Annotated in this window: 22 protein-coding genes and 3 pseudogenes; 17 read left to right on the top strand and 8 right to left on the bottom strand. The window is 38.2% G+C overall.

Translation table 11 applies throughout. The annotated features are described in order from the left end of the window. Entirely contained in the window at nt 1–357 is a 357-nt protein-coding gene (locus AC4CUX_RS16045) for a cyclic GMP-AMP synthase DncV-like nucleotidyltransferase (RefSeq protein ID WP_490792556.1), read from the bottom strand. Between the two features lie 731 nt (nt 358–1,088). Here AC4CUX_RS16045 and AC4CUX_RS16050 point away from each other — a divergent pair. Both AC4CUX_RS16050 and AC4CUX_RS16055 read left to right on the top strand, forming a co-directional pair. Next, nucleotides 1,089–1,664, top strand: coding sequence for a recombinase family protein (locus tag AC4CUX_RS16050; RefSeq protein ID WP_075316580.1), 576 nt, complete (start codon nt 1,089–1,091; stop codon nt 1,662–1,664). Between the two features lie 317 nt (nt 1,665–1,981). Continuing rightward, a pseudogene (locus AC4CUX_RS16055) lies at nt 1,982–2,083 on the top strand (IS5/IS1182 family transposase); the annotation flags it as partial. Nucleotides 2,084–2,120: 37 nt separating this feature from the next. On the opposite strand, the gene AC4CUX_RS16060 reads toward AC4CUX_RS16055, so the two are convergent. Then, the gene (locus tag AC4CUX_RS16060) at nt 2,121–3,020 is read right to left on the bottom strand and encodes a LysR family transcriptional regulator (RefSeq protein WP_100535623.1); all 900 of its coding nucleotides are present in this window, start codon (nt 3,018–3,020) and stop codon (nt 2,121–2,123) included. A gap of 118 nt (nt 3,021–3,138) precedes the next feature. Here AC4CUX_RS16060 and AC4CUX_RS16065 point away from each other — a divergent pair, with 118 nt between their 5' ends. From AC4CUX_RS16065 to AC4CUX_RS16080, 4 genes are read left to right on the top strand one after another with little or no spacing between them, the layout of a single operon-like run. Further along, nucleotides 3,139–3,870, top strand: a complete 732-nt coding sequence (locus AC4CUX_RS16065) for an SDR family NAD(P)-dependent oxidoreductase (protein ID WP_034700660.1) — start codon at nt 3,139–3,141, stop codon at nt 3,868–3,870. 56 nt (nt 3,871–3,926) lie between these two features. Continuing rightward, nucleotides 3,927–5,000, top strand: coding sequence for an alkene reductase (locus AC4CUX_RS16070; protein WP_100535621.1), 1,074 nt, complete (start codon nt 3,927–3,929; stop codon nt 4,998–5,000). Between the two features lie 11 nt (nt 5,001–5,011). Next, nucleotides 5,012–5,743: a pirin family protein gene (locus AC4CUX_RS16075; RefSeq protein ID WP_100535620.1), complete on the top strand. Its 732-nt coding sequence runs from the start codon at nt 5,012–5,014 to the stop codon at nt 5,741–5,743. A gap of 24 nt (nt 5,744–5,767) precedes the next feature. Next, nucleotides 5,768–6,373, top strand: coding sequence for an isochorismatase family protein (locus tag AC4CUX_RS16080; RefSeq protein WP_100535619.1), 606 nt, complete (start codon nt 5,768–5,770; stop codon nt 6,371–6,373). A gap of 98 nt (nt 6,374–6,471) precedes the next feature. Here the strand turns inward: AC4CUX_RS16080 and AC4CUX_RS16085 are convergent, their stop codons facing one another. Then, the gene (locus tag AC4CUX_RS16085; protein ID WP_001067793.1) at nt 6,472–7,176 is read right to left on the bottom strand and encodes an IS6-like element IS1007 family transposase; all 705 of its coding nucleotides are present in this window, start codon (nt 7,174–7,176) and stop codon (nt 6,472–6,474) included. A 62-nt stretch (nt 7,177–7,238) separates the two neighbouring features. Here AC4CUX_RS16085 and AC4CUX_RS16090 point away from each other — a divergent pair. Then, nucleotides 7,239–7,367: pseudogene (locus tag AC4CUX_RS16090) on the top strand (DNA-binding protein); the annotation flags it as partial. A gap of 213 nt (nt 7,368–7,580) precedes the next feature. On the opposite strand, the gene AC4CUX_RS16095 reads toward AC4CUX_RS16090, so the two are convergent. The 4 genes and pseudogenes from AC4CUX_RS16095 to AC4CUX_RS16110 all read right to left on the bottom strand — a co-directional run bounded on the left by AC4CUX_RS16095 (nt 7,581) and on the right by AC4CUX_RS16110 (nt 12,294). After that, nucleotides 7,581–8,906 carry an ISNCY family transposase gene (locus AC4CUX_RS16095; RefSeq protein WP_139850444.1) on the bottom strand — a complete coding sequence of 442 codons (1,326 nt, stop codon included), beginning with the start codon at nt 8,904–8,906 and terminating at the stop codon, nt 7,581–7,583. Between the two features lie 155 nt (nt 8,907–9,061). Beyond that, complete coding sequence (locus AC4CUX_RS16100) at nt 9,062–9,994, bottom strand: IS5-like element IS17 family transposase (RefSeq protein ID WP_174894122.1); 933 nt, start codon at nt 9,992–9,994, stop codon at nt 9,062–9,064. Nucleotides 9,995–10,043: 49 nt separating this feature from the next. After that, nucleotides 10,044–11,102 (bottom strand): annotated as a pseudogene (locus tag AC4CUX_RS16105) (TerC family protein); the annotation flags it as partial. A gap of 163 nt (nt 11,103–11,265) precedes the next feature. Continuing rightward, the gene (locus AC4CUX_RS16110) at nt 11,266–12,294 is read right to left on the bottom strand and encodes an IS701 family transposase (protein ID WP_007116247.1); all 1,029 of its coding nucleotides are present in this window, start codon (nt 12,292–12,294) and stop codon (nt 11,266–11,268) included. 243 nt (nt 12,295–12,537) lie between these two features. Between AC4CUX_RS16110 and AC4CUX_RS16115 the strand changes: the two genes are divergently transcribed. From AC4CUX_RS16115 to AC4CUX_RS16160, 10 genes are all read left to right on the top strand, one after another. Then, nucleotides 12,538–12,987 carry a hypothetical protein gene (locus AC4CUX_RS16115; RefSeq protein ID WP_279692120.1) on the top strand — a complete coding sequence of 150 codons (450 nt, stop codon included), beginning with the start codon at nt 12,538–12,540 and terminating at the stop codon, nt 12,985–12,987. A 48-nt stretch (nt 12,988–13,035) separates the two neighbouring features. After that, nucleotides 13,036–14,235, top strand: a complete 1,200-nt coding sequence (locus tag AC4CUX_RS16120) for a TolC family protein (protein WP_279692118.1) — start codon at nt 13,036–13,038, stop codon at nt 14,233–14,235. Between the two features lie 12 nt (nt 14,236–14,247). Next, a complete protein-coding gene (locus AC4CUX_RS16125; RefSeq protein ID WP_279692116.1) occupies nt 14,248–15,726 on the top strand; it encodes an efflux RND transporter periplasmic adaptor subunit in 1,479 nt (492 codons plus the stop codon). Between the two features lie 12 nt (nt 15,727–15,738). Beyond that, nucleotides 15,739–18,870 carry an efflux RND transporter permease subunit gene (locus AC4CUX_RS16130; RefSeq protein WP_279692114.1) on the top strand — a complete coding sequence of 1,044 codons (3,132 nt, stop codon included), beginning with the start codon at nt 15,739–15,741 and terminating at the stop codon, nt 18,868–18,870. An 11-nt stretch (nt 18,871–18,881) separates the two neighbouring features. After that, nucleotides 18,882–19,253 carry a hypothetical protein gene (locus AC4CUX_RS16135; protein ID WP_279692112.1) on the top strand — a complete coding sequence of 124 codons (372 nt, stop codon included), beginning with the start codon at nt 18,882–18,884 and terminating at the stop codon, nt 19,251–19,253. A gap of 5 nt (nt 19,254–19,258) precedes the next feature. Continuing rightward, nucleotides 19,259–19,972 carry a HupE/UreJ family protein gene (locus AC4CUX_RS16140; protein ID WP_039889605.1) on the top strand — a complete coding sequence of 238 codons (714 nt, stop codon included), beginning with the start codon at nt 19,259–19,261 and terminating at the stop codon, nt 19,970–19,972. Nucleotides 19,973–19,983: 11 nt separating this feature from the next. Beyond that, nucleotides 19,984–20,634 carry a hypothetical protein gene (locus AC4CUX_RS16145; protein WP_005399453.1) on the top strand — a complete coding sequence of 217 codons (651 nt, stop codon included), beginning with the start codon at nt 19,984–19,986 and terminating at the stop codon, nt 20,632–20,634. An 84-nt stretch (nt 20,635–20,718) separates the two neighbouring features. Further along, complete coding sequence (locus tag AC4CUX_RS16150) at nt 20,719–22,026, top strand: MFS transporter (protein WP_279692955.1); 1,308 nt, start codon at nt 20,719–20,721, stop codon at nt 22,024–22,026. Further along, complete coding sequence (locus AC4CUX_RS16155; RefSeq protein WP_005399451.1) at nt 22,027–22,455, top strand: YqaA family protein; 429 nt, start codon at nt 22,027–22,029, stop codon at nt 22,453–22,455. A 78-nt stretch (nt 22,456–22,533) separates the two neighbouring features. Next, complete coding sequence (locus AC4CUX_RS16160) at nt 22,534–22,659, top strand: YHYH domain-containing protein (protein WP_101598941.1); 126 nt, start codon at nt 22,534–22,536, stop codon at nt 22,657–22,659. A gap of 53 nt (nt 22,660–22,712) precedes the next feature. Here AC4CUX_RS16160 and AC4CUX_RS16165 read toward each other — a convergent pair whose 3' ends face one another. Further along, a complete protein-coding gene (locus AC4CUX_RS16165; protein WP_279692849.1) occupies nt 22,713–22,979 on the bottom strand; it encodes a metal/formaldehyde-sensitive transcriptional repressor in 267 nt (88 codons plus the stop codon). Nucleotides 22,980–23,033 lie beyond the last annotated feature (54 nt).

The following is a 23,033-nucleotide window of genomic DNA, read 5'->3' on the forward strand; positions in this document are numbered from 1 at the left end:
TTATAAAACTGAATTGAGTGGTCTAATTAACGGAACCACATTACTATTTGAATGAGTTAAAGCATCTCTAACAATTTTTTTAATTTCTACTGAGCCATATTCCTCTTTGTCACAATCTAATAAAACTCCTACATCAATATCATAATCTCCATTCTTAGGCTTAATCCCTGTGCCCAAGGCATAACTACCTTGATTAAAGTATTCAACAAATTGAGGACCATTTGGATCCTTTTTGAGTTCATCTTTTAAGGTGCTAATCAAAAGGTCACGTTTTTCACGTAATGTACTTTCTTCGTCATAACGACCTAATCGAATATTTGTGTGGAACTTAGCATAGTGTTTTTGTGGATTCGCCATATTGTTGTATTCCTGTAGTGCTTTTGTTGTTATGGGGATCTTCTATATTAAATACAAGTTAAGACATTAAAAAAAATGGAATTTTTAAAGGGAAAATTTAATCAAAAAATATTTAAACAAACGATGAGATGTATCAATCTCCAATTTTTAGCATTCCTTCCCAACTAAAATAGTTTTGAGTCAAATTCTTTCTGGACATCGCCCATACACGACCATGCATCTTGCAAGGTCCAATTACGGCATCGCCACCACAGAGTAAAAAGAATGTTCAAAATAAACAGTCTAAAAATTCTGAATAGCCTTTTAGAACAGAGAGTTAAGGCACACAATTTAAAATAGTCAGTGAGCCTATCAAAATCCTCATGTATGAAACCTAAGAAGTTCCACATTTTTCTGGGTATACAAGCCTAAATTTTATGGAAAGAATTCATATGCTGCTCCTTTAGCTAAAAGAGTATTCAGCTTACGATTCGTGGTTATTTTCAACAGTGCCTTCTGGTAAGGGTCGGCACCTGCACATCAAAAAAATCTCCCCCCTGAGTACGGCTGTTTCTATCGGGGGCAGAATATTCATTCTGTTACTTTAGACTACACCCTAAAGTAACAATATAAAAGTTCTTAAAAATATGTAACATTTAAATGATTTTTAACCATATATAACATGTAACTTTGATATTTAAGATTTATAATTTACGAAATTGTTCATTTTTATCTAATTGGGGCGTGAAAGAGTGAAAGGCCAAAAAGTAGGTTATGTGCGAGTGAGTTCGGTCGAGCAAAATACAGGGCGTCAACTTGAGGGAATTGAAGTCGACCGGATTTTTGTTGACCGTGCTTCGGGTAAAAATACCGACCGACCGAAATTTCAAGAAATGTTGAACTATGTCCGGGAAGGAGACAGGGTGATTGTACATTCCATGGATCGTTTTGCACGAAGTCTAAAAGATTTGGTCACTGAAGTAGATAAACTGGTCAAAAGAGGGATCGCCATCCAGTTTGTAAAAGAGAATATTACTTTTACTGCCCAATCCACGCCGATGGATAATTTGATGCTGCAACTGATGGGTGCTTTTGCGCAATTTGAACGTGAAATCATTCTAGAAAGGCAAAAGGAAGGAATTAAACTCGCCTCTGTTCAAGGGAAGTACAAAGGCCGGGTACATAAATTGAAGCCTGATAAAGCTGAAGCTTTGCGACAAGCATGGAAGGAAGGGCAGTATCCTTCAAAAATGGCATTAGGCCAGGCATTTGGAATTAGCCGCCAAGCGGTATACCGCTATTTAAAAGCCGGAGAGGAACTCAGTTGAAATTGGCGACTATAATTAACCTGAGTTCGATATAAAAAAAGAGTAGAAAAAAAGCCCTGTTTTTGTAACATATTGGTTCTCAAGACAAAATGTTATAAAACAAGGCTTCTCAATGGATCATATTACCGAATTATTTTGTATTTTGTATTTTGTATTTTGTATTTTGTATTTTGTATTTTGGATGATTTCTGCAAAAAATTTAATGAATCTTTAGAAAAAGCTTTAATTTCTAATCAAAAAACCAGGTTGAAAAAGTCAGCTTTAACCGTGATAAAGCATGGCCATAGGTCGCTGCTTTATCTGTATTGATGACCCCAGCAAGGAGTTTTCCTAGTCAGGTGAATGAGATTCATGCACGCGTAGCCGTCTTGAACAAATTCACAGAATTGGGGCGCCCTCACACCCAAGTTGTCACTTGAATTTGGCTCAATTAGGATCGCTCTATCTTTCAAAACTTTATGCAACAAAGCCAGAGTGACTTGTAAAATTCATTAATTTTTCTCGTAAAAAATCAATAAAAACTCGAACTTTTGCAGGAAGTAAACGAGTTTCTGTCAGTGCATAAACAGGTAAAAAATCGCCCTGCCATTCAGTAAGAATTGGTACTAATAACCCCTTATTAACATCATCATGAACTATCTCATGAGGTGTAAAAATAATTCCCTGGCCCAGAATTGACAATTTTCGCATCATACCAACACTATTCAGCATGAATCGTCCACTAATCTTAACTTCTACAGCTTCATTTTTATGATTCAATTTCCACACTAAATTGTTAGGAAAGCTCAGACATTGATGATGTGCTAAATCGTTAGGATGATTAGGGTGTCCATGTTTTTCTAAATAATCTGCGGATGCATAAAGTTGTCCTCGAAATTGCATTAATTTATGGCCGATTAAATTTGAACCTGGTGGATTCCCCATTCGAATAGCTACATCAATATTCTGTGCAACTAGATCAACCAGTTTAGAGGTCAAATCAATTTCAAAGTTAATGCCAGGATAAAGTTCTGCGAATTCTGTTAGTAGTGGAGCCAAAATCATTGCTCCAAAATCAACTGGTAAAGAAATACGTAGCAATCCACTGGGTTTAGATAGCATTTCTCCAAGCTGTTCATGAGCCAGTAGCGCTTCACTTACAATTCGTTTACAACGCTCAAAATAGACTTGGCCTGCTTCTGTTAGCTCCACTTTCCGTGTTGTCCGATGGAGCAATCGTAAACCTATTTCTTTTTCTAAATGACTAATTCTTCTTGATAATGTTGAACTTGGCATATTCAAGTTATCCGCAGCTTTTCTAAAACTCATCACTTTGCAAACTTCTACGAACAACGCCATATCATTAAGAAATTCCATCCGAATTATCCCATTAATGGATTAATGATTTCCATTTTACCATATTTATCTCAAAGGCTAACTCGTTAATACTATTTCTACTTACTGGCATATTTAACTTTTAATAAGGAATAGTGACATGTCTAAAGGAACTGCTGTCATCACTGGTGCAGCAAATGGTATTGGTCAAGCTTATGCTCAACGATTAGCTGCCGATGGTTTCGATATTGCTGTTGCAGACGTTGTAGATGCAGCCGCAACTCGTCAACTTGTTGCAGCAGAAGGACGTAAATTTTTCTCCGCTATTGTTGATGTCACCTCACCAGAGTCCACTCAAAAATTTGCAACTGAGGTTGCAGCTAATATGCCTCCTGTTGCCGCATTAGTGAACAATGCTGGAATTTATCCATGGAAATCATTTGAAGATACCGATTATGAAACATGGAAAAAAGTGATTTCTGTCAACTTAGATGGCGCATTTCTGATGAGCAAAGCATTTGTTCCTGTCATGAAAAATAATCATTTTGGCAGAATTGTAAATGTAGCAAGTACAACATTTTGGCTGAATGCGCCAGAGATGACAGCTTATATCGCAAGCAAAGGTGGTGTGATTGGTTTTACTCGTGCGTTGGCTAGTGAAGTAGGTGCTTTTGGCATAAACGTTAACGCGATTGCACCTGGTTTAACCAATACCAAAACTATGCATGGAATTAACGCAGATATTTTTGAGTACTTACCAAAACAGCAAGCAATTCCTCGAATGATTGAACCACAGGACATCGTTGGAGTGGTTTCATTCTTATGCTCTACAGACTCAGGCTTTGTTACAGGTCAAACGATTGCAGCAGATGGCGGTCAAGTTCGTATCTAAGAAAATCAGACTAAGTTACATCAAATTATCTAAATCAATTTATTGGACAATGAATCATGAATCAAATATTTAAACCTATTCGTATCGGTCAGTATCAATTAGCAAATCGACTAGCTATGGCACCAATGACACGATCACGTGCTCAGTTTGATGGGACACCTGGCGAATTAGCAACCGAATACTATACTCAACGTGCAAGTGTTGGATTAATCATTGCAGAAGGCGCACAACCCTCTGAAGATGGCCAGGGCTATTTAGCAACACCTGGTATTTATACAGATTCACATATTGCGGGCTGGAAAAAAATTACTGATGCAATCCATGCTAAAGGTGGCCATATTTTCATTCAACTGATGCATGCTGGTCGTATGTCACACCCAGATAATACTCCGCATCATCGTCAAGCTGTAGCACCTTCATCAATTGCTCCAGGGACAGGTACATTCACACCAACTGGAATGCAAGAAATTCCAGTTCCTTGTGCTCTGACAACGGAAGAAATCAAACAGACTGTTCAAGATTTTAGACATGCTGCCCGTTGTGCGATTGAAGCAGGTGCTGATGGTGTGGAAATTCATGGTGCCAATGCCTACCTGATTCAACAATTTTTTGCACCAAGTGCAAACACTCGTACTGATGAATATGGTGGGTCTATTGAGAATCGCGCTCGATTTGCCATTGAAGTAGCAACTGCCATTGTAGAAGAAATTGGTGCCGATAAAACCGCGATTCGTCTTTCTCCAGGCGCGCTGCTTTGGGGAATTGATGAAGGTCAAGAAGGCCCTGAATTATATCGTTATCTCGTGAAAGAGCTTAATAAACTAGGACTCGTATATTTACATGTTATGCATCTTGGCAATGAAGAACTTTTGCAAGATATACGTCAAATATGGACACAGGCATTAATCATTAACCGCCCTGGACGTCCGCGCGAAAACATCGGAACAGATATCGAATCAGGTTTAGCAGATCTAGAGTCTTATGGACAAATGATCCTCGCGAACCCTGACTTTGTAAGTCGTCTGCAACAGAATTTACCAATGAATGAAGCGGATAATACGACATATTACGGTGGTGATGCACAAGGTTATGTCGATTATCCAACTTTAAATACATCTACTGAAATTTAAAGGCTGCAATTATGTCTATTGTTATCGCTCAAGTTCAACGCGCTAACCATGGTCGTCAATTTCATGGCTATGGATTACGTACGCAAGAATCGCTTATTTCTCCAATCCTTGGTGTCGATCACTATTGGATGAATGCTCCGACTTTCCCTCCTCACCGTCATCAGGGCATGTCAGCTGTCTCTTACTTGTTAGAAGATTCTGAAACAGGAATGGCGAATCGTGACTCCATTGGGACCCAGAATCTCATTCAGGCAGGGGGACTACATTGGACCACGGCAGGTCGTGGTGTATCACACGAAGAAGTTCCTGCTGAGGTTGGAAAAACTGTCCATGGATTACAATTTTTTGTAGATCTCTCTGAATCTAACAGTCAAATTGAGCCTTTTCCATTAATTCTTGAGGCTCAAGATGTCCCTGTAATTCACCTATCAAACGCAAAAGTACGTGTGCCATTAGGTAGTTATGGTGATGTTCATTCCCCAATGAACCCACCAACTGAAGTGACGATGCTCGATATTTCACTACAAGATGGTGCTGAGATCACTGTACCAATTGCTATTGGTCACAACATGTTTGCCATGCCTATAGCGGGAATGTTTGAAGTAGAAGGTCAAGAATTTAATCCAGAGAGTCTTAAACTTCCAGTATTCCCAGCCCAAAAAGTTTCTCGCGATATGACGTTTAAAGCCATACAAGGCAATGCCCATATCGTATTGTTCAGCGGACCTCCGCTATTTGCTTAATCCAATCCAAAGAAGGAATTTACTATGACTAACCAATACTTTACTGCTGAAAATTCAGCATTACTACTTATTGATCATCAAGTTGGTACGATGCAACTGATCAAAAATATAGACAAGGAACTTGCTGCTAAGCAGTCAATTGCATTGGCTAAGATGGCTAAGATTCTTGGCATGCCGGTAGTTATTACCTCTAGCCAAGAAGAGAATGCTCAAGGACCAATTCTGCCAGAAATCGCAGAGATTTTACCTGAAGCTTATGAAGCTCGTGTTAAGCGTCCAGGTGTAGTTAATGCTTGGGCCTATAAAGAATTCCATGATGCAGTGGTTGCAACAGGTCGCAAAAATCTAATTATGGCGGGTGTTACTACAGATGTCTGCCTTATTTTTCCAGCAATAGATGCTGCAACTGAAGGTTTTTCTGTGCAAGCTGTGATGGATGCTTCTGGCTCACCAAGTGATTTGTCAGAAGAGTTTTCTCGTCAGCGTATGCACGATGCAGGCGTTGTACTCACAGCTACTAATACGCTCATGGCTGAAATCGCGCAAGACTGGTCTACTCCTACTGGACAACAATTGATTGGTCTGTTGTTTACAGATGTATTCCCAGCACTAGGTGCTCAAATTGCTTAACTGCAAGTAGATGGTTAAGGCTATTTGTTACGACAGATAGCCTTAACGGCACTGTTGCAAATAGGGATCTGAGTCGATGATTTTCCCTTCAAAAAAGCTTAGAGACCGAAAACTCTATTTACTAGCCAAACTTCTCCTAGAATATTACCGTTATAAAATAATGAAGCTTGTCCTTTGCGTAGAGCACGCATAACCTCAATTCCTTTAATTGTGGCATAAGCCGTTTTCATAGACTTGAATCCCAACGTAGCCTTGATGATCCGTTTGAGCTTGCCATGATCACATTCAATCACGTTATTCTTGTATTTAATCTGTCGATGGTCCAGGTCTTCAGGACACTTTCCTTCCTGTTTTAGTCGCGACAAAGCACGGCCATAGGTATGAGCCTTATCAGTGTTTATGACTCGTGGAATCTGCCATTTTTTGACATGATTCAAAATCTTACCAAGAAAACAATAAGCTGAATGGGTATTTCGTCTAGCAGAAAGATAGAAATCAAGAGTATGGCCACGTTGGTCAACTGCACGGTATAGATATGCCCATTTGCCATTCACTTTTACGTAAGTTTCATCCAGATGCCATAAATGTCGATCTGTAGGATTACGCCAATACCAACGTAAACGTTTTTCCATTTCTGGAGCATAACGCTGAACCCAGCGATAAATCGTGGTGTGATCGACATTCACACCACGTTCGGCCAACATTTCCTGAAGTTCACGATAGCTGATGCCATATTTACAATACCAACGAACAGCCCAAAGAATGATTTCACCTTGAAAGTGCCGACCGTGGAAGGGATTCATCTGCTGTATCTCGAAATAAATAAGATATTTAGCTTATCATGTCAGCCTATTTGCAACAGTGCCAGCCTGACCAAGCTGAAGCTTTACGACAAGCATGGAGGGAAGGGAAGTATCCATCAAAAATGGCATTAGGAAAAGCTTTTGGGATTAGTCGTCAGGCGGTATACCGATATTTACAAGTTAGTGAATAGCTTATTGGGATTGGCAACTAAATTTAGTTTAACTTATAAAAATCATGAAACATTGTTCGAATTTTAAGCGTGGAACATAAATAATCAATAAAAAGCCGCTCTGGTACCCTATGCCCCACAACGGCTTGATCTAATATACTGAAATTTAATGATAAATATCAAGTTGTTATTCCCAAGTAGAAATGTCCTACCTAATAACCAAATAGAAATGTCCTATATGGACATTTCCAAGTCAAGCACAGGATTCAGATTTCGTTGTTGAATTGCTGTTTTCTGTGCACGTCTGCTTGGCATCTTTTGAGAACGATTGCGTTTGTTTTGTTGTTCCAGTTCTTCATGCTGTTGTTGGATATGATTCAGAACAGCACCCAACCGTTTATTCTCAACAATCTCTCGCTGGTTGAGCTGACTTAATTTATCGAAGATGCTGTAATTGATCTTCCGGCCTTCATGCATGATGGCTACAGTACCATCCGGGTATTCTAGAAACTCAAGATATTTACCAATCAGCCTCTGGTTTTCTTCTGTACTCTCCAGGAGATATACACATTTATCATAAGTAATGGTCAGGCTATTGGTGACTCTACGTGGCTCTCGCCAGGTAAAAATATCATCTAATTGCTCAGCTGTTTCGGTGGCAGAGCGGTGTAAGTTCTTAGGATTAAAGGCCATCTTTGCAAACTTGAGATTGAACTGCTCAATAAAGCAGGGTAACCACTTATTCGCATCTGCAATCGAACTGATACCTTCCAGGCGCATCTCCTTAATCAGACGGTCCTGAAGGGTTCTGTTGGCCCGTTCCACCCGTCCTTTGGCCTGAGGGGAGTTAGCGAAGATGATATCGATATTGAGGGTACTGAGTACGCGTCCAAACTGGGTAATCTTGCTGTCTTTCTTGCTGCTTTGATTCACCCTAAAGACTGAATGTTTGTCGCTGTAAAACGCTAAAGGCTTACCATGCTGTTCAACATACAAGCGTGTCGAAATCATATAGTCAAAGGCTGATTCTGATTCACAGAAGCGTAAATGCTGCAATTTGCCTGTGGCATCATCGATAAAGACTAGCAGACAGCATTTAGCGGCTCTTCCTTCAAACCAGTCATGGTGTGAGCCATCGATTTGTACCAGTTCACCATAACAATCTCGGTTATATCGAGGCTGATATGGGCGTTTCAGGCGCTTGGAGCGAGGAATCCATAAATCGGCTGCAATCATCCAGCAACGCAGGGTTTCCACTGAAAGATCGAATCCATGAACGGTAGTGAGCTTTTCATGCGCTAAAGTGGGTCCGAAACCATGGAGTTGATCCGAAACAATATTGAGGCACTTGAGTCTGAGTTCTTCAGGAAGTTTGCAGTTGCTGGTTTGGCCACGACCAGCATGGGCTAATGCAGCTGGGCCTTGAGCTTTGTATTTCTGCAGTAAGCGTCTGATCTGACGTTCTGAAATATGAAGTAGCTGAGCAGCCTGGGATTGAGTTATGCGTTGATCGCAGATTTCCTGCAAGACCGACAATCGTTTAAGTTCTTTATCCGACATAGACACCAACATATCAAACCGTCCGCTTCAATAATCGCAAAAGTGCATATTCTAAAAGCGGACATTTTTACTTTGGAGAAACCGGACATTTCTATTTTGGGCTGGCTTTGTTGCACAAAGATTTGAAATGCAAAGCGCCCCTAATTGAGCCAAATTTAAGGCGTAACTTGGGTAAGTGGTCGACCTAATTCCGTAAATCTGTTAAGGACTGCTACACGTGCATGGATCTCATTCACTTGGCTATCAAAACTCCTTGCACTGAGTTTATCTCCTAATAATTTAATGCAGTGCATCTTAGTTTCAACCAAACTTCGCCGATGATAGCCTGACCATTTTTTCCATAGTGTCCTGCCTAAACGTTTAACTGTTCGAAGTAATTCATTTCGCTCTAGCGAGCTACTCTTTGTATCTTTCCATGGTTTCGCATTTTTTCTAGGTGGAATCACCGCATGTGCTTGCCGATCTGCAATGACCTGACGGCATTGCTTGGTGTCATAAGCTCCATCGGTATAAACAGAGTCAATCTGCTCATCTTGTGGAATCTGATTAAGTAAATCACCAAGCACCTGTGAATCACTGACATTATTGGTTGTGAGCTGAATAGCGCGTATTTGTAGGGTTTTGGCATCTATACCAATATGTAGTTTACGCCATTGGCGACGATATTCAGCTCCATGTTTCTTGCGTTTCCATTCGCCCTCACCTAGAAACTTCATGCCTGTAGAGTCTACGAGTAGATGCAGCCCATCGCTACTTTTTTGGTAGCTGATTGCAATATCAATATGCTTTTGTCTTCTACAAAGCGTACTGTAATCTGGTGCGGTCCAATTTAATCCGCAAAGTTTAATCAGACTTTGCACAAAGCCAGTGACCATACGTAAAGATAGACGGAATAAGGATTTAATCATTAAGCAGCATTGGATAGCTGCGTCGGAGTAGGTTTGATTTCGCCCTTGTTTGCCTTTTGATGGAGCATACCATTGCGTAGCAGGATCAAACCAAATGGCAATATTTCCGCGACTCATGAGTGCTCGGTTATATGCGGGCCAATTGGTTGTGCGGTAGATTTTGTGTGTAGGCTTCTTCATTTGAAAATTATATCGCTGAAAAAGCCTTTACAGATAGGTTTGTGCAACAAAGCCCTTCTAATATTTCTTTAGCACGAACTACACTCAAGACCTTATCTAAGCTACCTCGACACACTGGGAACAAACTGTGTGGAACAGACAGTATCTGCTCACGAATCTTCTCAGGTGTTTCATTAATATTTATCCAAGAGATTTGACTGCGAGGAGTCATAATCGTTGCTACAGATCGTTCAGCCAGTGTTAATACACCACCAATCATGTAACGCTCTTCATCCGCAAATGCTTCTTGGGCTTCAGCATGATGGGCACTATCTGAGATAGTTTCCATTTTTCCACCCATCATTCTTAAAATTGAGTCTGCAGTACGATGGCGTAATGGAATTTTGGATTCGTGCTTTCTAGCATTACGCTGAGAGAACTGATTAAACGCTTCAATTAAGATCGCGACACCAATACCTGCATAAATATAGCCCTTAGGAATATGGAAACCAAAGCCTTCTGCTATCAAACTGATACCAATTAAGAGTAAGAAACTTAAACAAAGGATGATTACTGTTGGATGACGATTTACAAAACGAGTCAAAGGTTTAGAAGCAACTAACATAACAACCATAGCTACAATCATAGCTACCATCATCACATAAATATTATCAACCATCCCAATCGCAGTAATAACAGAATCAAGAGAGAAAACCGCATCCAATACTACGATTTGTGCAACAACTGCTGTGAAGCTTGCATACACAACATTCGTAGTCACTTGAACTTCAGTATGGCCTTCCATCCTTTCATGCAGCTCACTGACTGCTTTATAAAGCAGGAATAAACCACCAAGTAAAAGAATTAAATCACGTCCGGAGAATGTCCAATCAAAGATTGTAATCAGAGGTTTTGTTAAAGTGACTAACCAAGAAATTGCAAATAACAAGCCTAATCGCATTAAGAGTGCAAGGGAAAGTCCTATTACACGGGCTTTATCACGTTGCTCTGGAGGAAGCTTATCGGCCAAAATAGCAATAAAGACCAGATTATCAATACCAAGAACAATTTCTAGAACGATCAGCGTTAATAAGCCAATCCAAATTCCAGGGTCTAACAAAAACTCCATCAGTTTGTACCTCTAATGAGTCTATTAGGAATATTGCTTTTTCTTGAGTTGATACTCGGCGAAGGGTCCATAAAATTAACCTGTTCAATTTATCTAAAATTATTATGCATGATCTTTAAGTTTAGAGTTTAAATTTTTATAAGTAATTAGGACTTACGCACTATTATTTATAGATTCTCTGTGGTAGCAGATGATTTTTATCGAGAATAAAGTCATCAATGAAGTTTTTGATAACTGGTCTAAATAATTTCTTCTGCCAACGATATACATTTTCAAAGATCCGCTCAAACTGGTTCTTTTGTATCTCGACGTAGGCCATCAAGGCTGAAAAAATATGATTCAAAATCAGTTTAGATCGTCTTACTTGAAACTTTTCAATATGACAAACCTGTTTAATCACCCGGTGATATTGCTCTATTTTCCAATGACTTGAATGTAATTCATGAAAACCCTCAAAGGACAATAAATCATCTTCATCTTGATGCACAATATAAAACCTCTGCTGTTCTTTTAACTGAGTCTTAAATAATTGTACAAAGCCAAAATCTTTGAGCCAGACCACTTGACCCTGATGGAAATTTGGCAATAAACGCAGTTGAAACCATTGTCCTTTTTCTGGGGAAACCTTACGGTTACAGTCGATACCAAACATAAATCGAATACCATATTTTCTTATGGTTTTTAGATTTCCAGTCGATGAATACCAACTATCACCTGTAATAAATTGAATCTTTGCACCCCAACTGAGTACTTCACTTAACATATCCATAAAGTAATCATTCTTGGTTTTACTTTCAGATTTGTCATAAATTCGGAAATTAATTGGAATATTTTGACCATTCTGATCTGTCGCATACAAGGTAATGAGATTAATACCCTTGACGGATCGGTGGTGTTTGCCTGACCAAAAATAGCTAACCAAGTCCATATGTTGACTATAGGGTTTATCTAAAACAGTATCATCAATACTGACTATAAGTTTATTATTATCAATATGTTGAATTGCTTCTTGATATAGGTCGTGAGGTGTGTAGTCTTCACGTTCTAGAAAGCGATTTACACTATCATGCGAGATGTTATAAGTCTCGGCAAGTTGTGTGCAGCTAATAGAGTTCGGTTCTGTCATGAGAAAGCCCATATAAATGGGTAATGTACAAGTTGCTGTAGAAGCATGTTTAATTCGTCTGATCACAGATACTTTATAAAGTATTTTAATACTTTTTTGAATCCGTCAATGCGTAAGTCCTAGTAATCTAGAATGTGTATAGAAGTAAAAATGTGTTCTGAGTAAGAAGCAGGTCAAGCTATTAGGCAAAGTAAAAAATGCTTTCACTTTGTATAATCAATTGTTGTTTTACTGAAATTAATCAGTCAAAGATTTACATTTGAAACTCGATTCAGTATTCTTTCGCTAATCATTAAGTGATTCGATCATATGCTAGCTAATAAGTTATCAAAACTTATTCTCGTATTTGTCCTGTTTTTGTTTGCTATAACAACGACGGGGATTTATACGTGGGCGCCAGTTTTTGCTAAAAATATTGATCATCATCATGAATTGAATATTTTTGTTGAAGCTGAAGATTCAAGTCAATGGTCTTTGGTTCATCATGAAGATGACCAAAAATCGTCTATAGACGATACTAAAAATCATAATTGGAAAAGCTATGATGAACCACAGTTTCATCATTCAATAAAACCAGATCAAACCGAGAATCACTTTACGATTGATCCCATATTTATTTTAAGTTTTATTTTTCCTCTTATATTACTTTTTCTGGGGCTATTTGAAAGGCCAATTCGTGTATACGATTTTAGGAAAAGAATATTCTATTTATTTAATTCCTATACATTTACAAAAGATCTAATTGTTCTAAGAAATTGATTCACCTATACAAAAAATAATTTCCATTTTTTTTGTATAGGTGAAGTCATGTCTAAAAAATATCAGATATTCCTTGCCTGTGGTTTAGTAGCAACAGCGACTCAATTATTTGCAGAATCTAATTACGCACAGCTACAACAACAGGTAATTTTAAACGATTCAATTTTGAAGAGTTTACAAAAGTCTCAGCAAGCATATGAAATTAATCAAAAATATGCAGGTAGATTGTCTAATCCAACGTTTAATGTTGAATTAGATAATCTTGGTAATTCGGATTTGAAACAACTAGATGGACCAACAACAATGATTGGTCTATCGCAGGACATTCCTCTCAATAATAAACTTGCTTTACGTAAACAATTGGCGGGTTTTCAGGGCAATAGTAATCAATTTGAAATTGTTAAACGCCAAGCTGAACTAAAAGCCGATTTACGTTTATGTATGTCAAATTGGTATATAGCGTCAAAACGTGCAGAGATTTATTCCACTGAAAGTAAATTGAATGCACGCCAAGCGAATGTATTAAATGAGAAATTAAAATTTGGACGGGTGATTCCATCAGATGTGCAACTGAGTTCAGCTTTATCCTCTGAGGCTAAATTACGTCACCAAAATGAACTTAAAAAAGTTCAATTCCAAAAAAATCTCTGTGGAAAATTTATCACTGCACTTCCTGAAGCTGCAATTGAAGTTCCTTTGAGTATTAATTTTTCAGATAAAGTCAGTTTATCTGAGCAAGAAGCATCGATTAAAAAGCAATTAGCCCAAACGCAATTTGATCTCGCGAAAAAAGAGGCTGTACCAGACATCACATTTGGGGTGGGTGTACGTAACTATCAAGAAACCAGTGATAAAGTATTTTTGGTATCAACCTCTATTCCATTATCGGTTTTCAACCGTAATAAGGGAAACATTGCACTTGCCCAAGCAGAACAAACAAATGCTGAAGCACTTTCTGAATTGATCACGCGTAATTCTAAAATTGATCTAGAAAATAAAGCTATAGAAATCTCTAACTTGATTGATTCAATTAAACAATTTGATCAAACCGTTTTACCTGCGACCAAAGAAAGTTTACGTATCGCTGAAATGGCTTATCAAGCAGGGAAAATTTCATTGTTGGAATTTAACAGCATTAAACAGATATGGTTGGATAAACATCTTGCCCGTTTTGATTTGTGGTTGGCTTTGCAAAATCAAATTGCAGAAGTTGAACGAAATTATGTAACCAATTTAAATCAAGAATAAGGGTGAATGATGATGAACAAACCAACAAATAAAATTGTGGCTACAGGTGCAATAGCTTTACTGATCGTACTGTGTGCATTGGCTTGGTATAAAACAAGCAATAAATCACAAACTTCATCAGCACATGGGGAAGCGACTGAAGAGAAAGTTGCAGTCGCTGGTGATGAGAAAGGTCCACATGGGGGGCGTTTATATCGTGATGGCGATTTTTCAGCCGAAGTAAAAATCTTTGAAGAAGGAGTTGAGCCACACTTACGAGTGTATGGCTATTTCAAAGATAAACCATTAAAACCAAATGAAATTAATGCCAATATCTTTATTAAGCGTTTAGATGCAGAACAAACTATTACTTTTAAGCCTGAAAGTGATTACCTAATTGGTAATGAAATTGTTTATGAACCACATTCATTCTTGATGGTCATTAATGTTGATTATCAAGGTAAAAAACATAGTTGGAAGTGGGATACCAAAGAAGGCCGTGTCACCATGCTTGATAGCAGTATCAAAAGCAGTGGTTTGGAACTTCTTAAAGTTGAACCAATGATGTTTGAAAATGCACTGGAACTCAAAGGTGAGCTTAAGTTCCCTGATAATTTTGAAAGTTTTATCACACCAAAAGCGAGTGGGACTTTAATTAAAACGTATAGCACGATTGGTGACAAAGTGAGTCAAGGTGATCTTTTAGCGACAGTACAAAGCCAAGACCTCATCCGTTTAAATGCTGAGCGTTCTATAGCGATGGATACATTGCAATTTTCTCGCAAAAAGATGGAACAAGAACGTACATTATTCCAAAAAAGAGTTTCACCTGAAATTGATTATATTAACGCTCAACGCGAGTTTGAAGATGCGCAAATTCGTGCCAATGAGCTGAACAGCTTAATCCGTTCATATGGTGATTCTGGTAATGGTACGATTGAAGTCAGAGCGGCAATGTCGGGTACGATTCTACAGGTACTTGGTGCTGTTGGTTCCAATGTTACTCCTGCATCACCGCTATTCAAAATAGCCAATACCTCACAGTTGTTAGCCGTAGTCAATGTTCCTGCTGACAAACTAAATGAGATCAATCCAGACAATAAAGTAACTGTTAAGCCTCAAACTCAAACAGGCACAGAGGAAGCTTTAGGGCGTATCAAATACATCAGTGATGTGATTGATCCGAAAACACGAACTGCACAAGTCTTTATTGAAATCTCGAACCAATTCAAATGGCGCTCAGGGCAGTTAATTACGGCTCAAATATTTGAAAAGCAAACGATGAAGCAGATGGTTGTCCGTGAAGATGCCTTACAGACCTTCCGTGATTGGGATGTCGTATTTATTCGAGTGGGTAATGACTTTGAAGCACGTCCTCTAGAGTTAGGCGATAAATTTAATGGTTACGTTGAGGTTAAATCTGGCCTGAAAGCAGGACAAGTTTATGCAGCAGGTAACTCATATTTACTGAAAGCAGAGCTAGGTAAATCTGGCGCTACTCATGATCACTAAGGGGTAGCGATTATGTTTGATCAAATTGTAAAACTCTCGATTAAGAATCGTTGGCTGGTACTCATCATCTTCTTATTTGTCGGAGCATTTGGCGTTTATAACTATTTTAAACTGCCCATCGATGCTGTACCCGACATTACTAACGTACAAGTTCAAATTAACAGTGAAGCACAGGGTCTATCTCCACTGGAGATGGAGTCACAGGTCACTTACCCAATTGAAACGGCTTTGGCAGGGATTCCAAATCTAGACTACACACGTTCTGTATCAAGATATGGTTTGTCTCAGGTCACAGCTATTTTCAAGGAAGGCACGGACATTTATTTTGCTCGTCAAATTGTCAATGAGAAACTTCAAGGTGTTACTCCAAACCTTCCGAGTGGAATATCGACTTCAATGGGACCCGTTTCTACTGGTCTTGGCGAAATCTTTATGTACACGGTGGAAAATGCGAAAAATAATCAGAACCCACTTTCACCGACTGATCTCCGGACATTACAAGATTGGGTCATTAAGCCCCAGTTGCGGAATGTTGAAGGTGTAAATGAAATCAATACAATTGGTGGATATTTAAAGCAGTTTGTTGTACAGCCTGACTATGCTTACTTGCGCAGCATTGGACTAGATCAACAAGATGTTTTGGATGCCATTTCAAAGAACAGCATGAATAAAGGTTCAGGTTATATTGAGAAGAATGGCGAACAGTATTTAATTCGTTCTGATTCTCAAATTAGCTCTATTGAGCAAATTCAGAATATTCCGATCACCACAAGTAGTGGTTATATTTTACGACTTAAAGATGTTGCTAAAATTTCAATAGGTCACGAGCTGCGTACAGGAGCAGCAACCAAGGATGGTCAGGAAATTGTTCTTGGTACAGCCTTTATGTTGATTGGTGAAAACTCTCGAAATGTTGCACATGCAGTAGATCAAAAATTACAGCAAGTTCAAAAGTCTCTACCTGAAGGCGTTGAAGCGAAAGCTGTGTATAACCGTACTACATTGGTTGATGCCACCATTGAAACAGTGAAAAAGAATTTACTAGAAGGGGCCATTCTTGTCATTGTTGTTTTGTTTGTTTTTCTTGGGCATTTCCGTGCTGCGCTTATTACAGCGATGGTTATTCCTTTATCTATGCTCATGACCATTACAGGTATGGTGAATCAGAAAATCAGTGCAAACTTGATGAGCTTGGGGGCTTTAGACTTCGGGATTATTGTTGATGGTGCGGTTGTTATTGTGGAAGCTTCACTTGCTAAATTAGCTATGAAGCAAAAAGAGCTGGGACGAATACTGACGAGACAAGAGCGTTTTACGACTGTTTTTGAAGCGACTAAAGAATCAAGAAAAGCCATTCTGTATGGTCAACTTATTATTATTTTGGTGTATTTGCCAGTAATGACCTTAACAGGTGTTGAAGGCAAAATGTTTACCCCTATGGCTGCAACAGTGGTGATGGCATTGGTTGCAGCAATGATCCTGTCGGTAACATTTGTACCAGCAATGGTTGCTCTAGTTACCGCAGGTAAAATCAAAGATGAAGAATCTAAAATTATTCATTTTATTAAAAAGCTTTATAACCCAGTTTTAGATTGGTCGCTTAATCATCGCTACTTATTAGTTGTATTTGTTGCGGTGTTTTTTGTATTTAGTGCAAGCCTTTCAACACGTTTAGGCTCTGAATTTATCCCATCCTTGGATGAAGGTGATGTTGCACTACATGCTCTTCGTATTCCGGGTACATCTCTGACTCAAGCAATAGAAATGCAATATGCACTTGAGAAAGAAATTAAAAAGATTCCTGAAGTTCAAACCATCTTTGCCAAAGTAGGTACTGCGGAAATTGCAACCGACCCTGTTCCACCTAATGTGGCAGATAACTTCATCATGTTAAAACCGCGTAACGAATGGCCGAATCCTGATAAGGAAAAATCTGCTGTCGTTGCTGAAATTGAGCGTGTTTCTAAAGGTGTGTATGGAAATAACTACGAGTTTACTCAGCCAATTCAAATGCGTTTCAATGAGCTTATTTCAGGTGTTCGTACTGATGTTGCGGTCAAAATCTATGGGGATGATTTAGAGCAGCTATTGGAATTAGGTAATCGTGTTTCGGATGTGTTGGAAGGGGTAAATGGCACGGCTGATTTGAAAGTTGAACAGATGTCTGGTTTACCCATGGTATCCGTTGAACTCAAAAAAGACATGATCGCCAACTACGGTTTAGACGCTGAAGATGTACAGGAGCAGGTTTCAAGCCTTATTACAGGACAAACAGCAGGTAAGGTTTTTGAGGGTGACCGTAAGTTCGATATTGTGGTTCGTATGGATCAAAACTCAGTTACTGACTTAGAAAAAATCTATCAAATTCCTTTCAACTTACCTGATGGCTCAAGTGTACTGATGTCAGAATTAATTGAGTTGAAGAATATTCAAGGTCCAAACCAGATTTCTCGTGAGAATGGTAAACGTCGAATTGTAATCACAGCGAATGTACGCGGTACAGATATTGGAAGTTACATCGCGGAAGCTCAGTCAAAGTTAGATTCCGAATTTCAATTACCTGAAGGCTATTGGCTCACTTGGGGCGGTACATTTGAGCAAATGGAGTCTGCTACAAATAGGCTCTTAATTGTAGTTCCAATTGCTTTGATTCTAATTTTTGCCATGATCTATATGGCACTCGGTAATTTTAGAAATAGTGTATTGGTATTTACAGGCGTTCCTTTTGCTTTAACAGGCGGTGTAATCGCATTAGCTTTGAGAGACATACCATTTTCAATATCTGCTGCGGTTGGCTTTATTGCACTATCAGGTGTAGCTGTATTGAATGGCTTAGTCCTTGTATCTGCGATTCAGCGCTTAACAAGCCAAGGAGAAGAGCTTGTTGAAGCAGTAAAGCATGGTGCACTAGAACGACTTAGACCTGTACTCATCACAGCATTGGTTGCCTCTTTAGGTTTCATTCCAATGGCATTTAATGTCGGGATTGGTTCTGAAGTACAACGACCTATTGCAACCGTGGTGATTGGTGGAATCATTTCCTCTACGTTGCTGACTTTGATTATCTTGCCGACACTTTATATTTGGTTTAACCAAAAACGTCGAAAGAAATCAGAAGATTTTGCTGAACAGCAAGAAGCCTAGAAGAACTTTTGATGACTAGCATGATGCGAGATAAAAAGTTTAAATTTTTGAGGGTGTGGCTAGCCTGCATCATCAGTCTTGCACTATGCCTGCATTTTAATGAGCATGTGACTGAAATAAGTCTTCAAGAGCATGACTATGTGGATGCAATTCACTCTCACCATCATGAAGTAAATCAGCAGTATTCACATAGTCATCAAGATAATCTTTATGAACATTTTGTTGGCTATGAAGCTATCAAAGCAATTGCAGTCATTTTACTTCTGTTAAGTATTCGGATTTTTGAACGAACTAAAAATTATATTTTTTTAATGGCAAGCCGTATTTTCAAACCACCAAAAACTTCAATGAGTTCTCAATTCATTATTTATTTTGGAGTTTGATTTATATGCAAATTATTGATTCACATTTTGTGAAGTTAAAAAACTACTTAAAGCTCTTTATTGCTCTAAGTATATTACTTGTTAGTCCTGCACTTTTTGCACATGGCGTAGCAGAAGGTGATAAGGGCTATATTCAAGAAATTTATGGTGTCCATGTGATTCCATTCATTTATTTGGGGGCCAAACACATGGTCACTGGATATGACCATTTATTATTTCTCGTTGGTATTATTTTCTTCTTATACCGTATGAAAGATATTGGTTTATATGTCAGCTTATTTGCCATTGGTCATTCAATTACCATGCTCATAGGTGTGTATTACAACATTTCAATGAATGCCTACATTATTGATGCAATCATTGGTTTTTCTATTGTTTATAAAGCTTTAGATAATTTAGGTGCTTATCAACGTTGGTTCGGTTTTCAGCCCAATACAAAAATTGCCACACTGATTTTTGGTTTGATTCATGGTTTTGGTTTAGCTGTGAAAATTCAAGAATATGAAGTGCCAGATGATGGTCTGCTTGCGAATTTGATCTCATTCAACATTGGTGTCGAATTAGGGCAATTCATGGCATTAGCTATCATTTTATTGCTGATGACGATGTGGAGAAAAACGCCTTATTTCTTCAAAACAGCATATCAAAGTAATGTCTTTTTAATGTTCTTTGGTTTTTTACTTGTTGGCTATCAACTTACCGGCTTCATTATTCAATAAGGATCTAAATTATGTATAACGCTGAAATTCCAAAAGATGTTGAACTACCATCTTCAAAAAAACTACTTAAATCAACGGCTATTGCAGCTGTAAGCGCTATCGTTGTTTTAGTGACCTGTGTGATGCCTGCTGAGTATGCGATTGACCCTACAGGGATTGGTAAAGTACTTGGATTAAGCAAAATGGGTGAGATCAAACAATCCTTAGCGGAAGAATCAGAAAATGGGATAGGAGAAGCTCAAGTGGCTTCAATTCCAAATCAAGTTAAACAGGAAACTGAAAATTTAAGTAGTGCATTACCATTGGGTTCATCTTCAAAAATGCCGATGCCTCCAATTGCCAAAGAAACAATTTCACTTGAGTTAAAACCAAATCAGGCAACGGAAGTGAAGCTAAGTATGCCTAAAGATGCGAGTGTAGCCTTTGATTGGAAGTCTTCAGGTGGTGGCTTAAACTACGACACACATGGTGATGCTGTAAATGCGCCAAAAGGTTTCTATCATGGCTATGGTAAAGGGAAAAATGAAACTGCTCAACAGGGAACATTAACTGCTGCATTCGATGGTAAGCATGGCTGGTTCTGGCGCAATCGTACTGAAAATACAATCACTGTGACTCTAAATGTAGAAGGTCAATTTAGTGAAATGAAAAAAGTCTTTTAATTTTTAAAATTCCAGATGAGGTTTAGACCTCATTTGGAACCTGTTCTGCATAACAATTAGGTTCTAAATAAAGGAGTCCCTAAAATGCTAGAAGTATTAAAAAACACAACATATAGGCATTTGTTCTTAGCTCAAGTCATTGCTTTGATTGGTACGGGACTCATTACGATTGCGTTAGCTTTGCAGGCATATGATATTGCCAAGGGTGAAGCAGCTCAGGTACTTGGGATAGCGCTGGCAATCAAAATGATTGCATATATTGGTGTTGCACCTATTGCTTCAGCATTTGCGGAACGACTACCACGTAAAAAAGTTTTAGTAGTTTTAGATATCATTCGTGCTTTAACAGCATTATGTCTGCCTTTTGTCACTCAGATTTGGCAAATTTATGTCTTAATTTTTATTTTACAATCTGCATCTGCTGCCTTTACACCAACATTTCAAGCCATGATTCCTGACGTATTGCCTGAAGAAAAAGAATATACAAATGCGTTGTCACTTTCACGTTTAGCCTATGATTTAGAAAATATCATTAGCCCAATGTTGGCTGGATTTCTTCTGACCTATATTAGCTATCACAATTTGTTTTTAGGAACAGTAATTGGTTTTATTGGCTCAGCTCTATTTGTTGTCAGTGCAAAACTACCTATTGCTAAAGTACCTGAGTTTAAAGGTATCTACAGCCGTATAAAGCAAGGGACAAAAATTTATTTTAATACCCCGCGTCTAAAAGCACTTTTGGCACTAAATCTGGCAATTGCATCAGCCAGTGCAGTCGTTATCGTAAATACAGTCGTTCTTGTTCAAACGACCTTTGGCTTGACGGAAAAAGCGACGACATGGGCATTTGGTTTATTTGGTTTGGGTTCAATGTTGGCAGCCTTCATATTGCCTATAGTCTTAGAAAAGTTAAATGATCGCTCTGTCATGTTAACTGGTACGGCAATTTTGGTAGCTGGCCTGTTCTGCGGATATTTAATATCTTCTTATAGAGGGCTTTTAGTTTTGTGGTTTATTTTAGGGATAGGATATTCTGTATCACAAACGCCTACAGGTCGTTTAATTCGTAAATCTGCATCGAGTGAAAATAGGACTTCATTGTTCGCTGCCCAATTTGCATTTTCTCATGCTTGTTGGCTGATTACTTATCCATTGGTAGGATGGTTAAGTACTAATGTGGGAACATTATTTACTTTTGTCCCTATGGCAATCATAGCTTTAATCGCAATGTCTTTTGCTTTTTTCATTTGGCCAAAACAGGATGACTTGATTTTAGTTCATTCACATGATGATTTACCTGCGGATCATGAGCACTTAGTGAATCACAAGCATGGTAAAAGGCATGAACATGAATATGTGATTGATGAATATCATCAGAAATGGCCTAAATAGATGATTGCTTATCTATTCTTGTTTTTGAGTGCCTTTGGAGCGGCTACGCTACTTCCTTTACAGTCTGAATCTGTTCTAGCAGGATTATTGGTACTCGGTGAATATTCTATTGTTTTACTAATCCTAGTAGCTACAGTGGGAAATGTCCTTGGTTCTTGTCTAAATTGGTGGTTTGGTATGAAACTGGAACTTTTAAAGAATAAAAAGTGGTTTCCTATTTCAGAAAGCAAATTACTACGAGCCCAAAATTTATATATGCAATACGGATCAGCAATATTATTTCTAAGTTGGGTTCCGATCATTGGCGATCCTATTACCTTAGTCAGTGGTGTATTAAAAGAGAAGTTCATTAAATTTTTATCAATTGTTATTTGTGCAAAATTATTAAGATATATTTTTATTTATTTGCTTTATCTTGGTATTTTTTAAGTAAATTTTGAACATTTTGTTTAAATAATGTACAGTTTAACTTCTTTATATCTTGAATATTAATTTAAAGAGGGTGTTATGAGCAAAATTTTATTTTTTTCTTTATTGATACTTACAGTGACAAATGTAAATGCCCATTCAGGCGGTACAAATTCACAGGGTTGCCATACCAATAGCAAAACAGGTGATCATCACTGTCATTAACAAAGAGTGAGTTGAGCACAGTTTTTAAGTGATATAACAAACTGTGCTCTTTTTTATGTATAACGGTTAATTAGGGCTAAGAAGTCATTCAAATCTTCTTCATTTATTTTTTCTAAATCACTAAGTACATGCTCTCTAAGATGAAGCTCAATTAGTTCATTCATTAAACCTGTTATTGCTCCTTTTATGGCGGCAATTTGTTGTAGAACTTCGATACAAGAAATATTTTCAGATAATAAGTTCTGCTCTATGGCATTGGTTTGACCTTGTATCCGTTTTATACGGTTCATGATTTTTTTGTTTTGATTTAAGTGAGACATAGCTTTTACTCATAAAAAATATATACTGTGGGGGAGTATCTATTGTGGCACATT

The sequence above is a fragment of the Acinetobacter sp. 231_lipA genome, assembly GCF_058243005.1.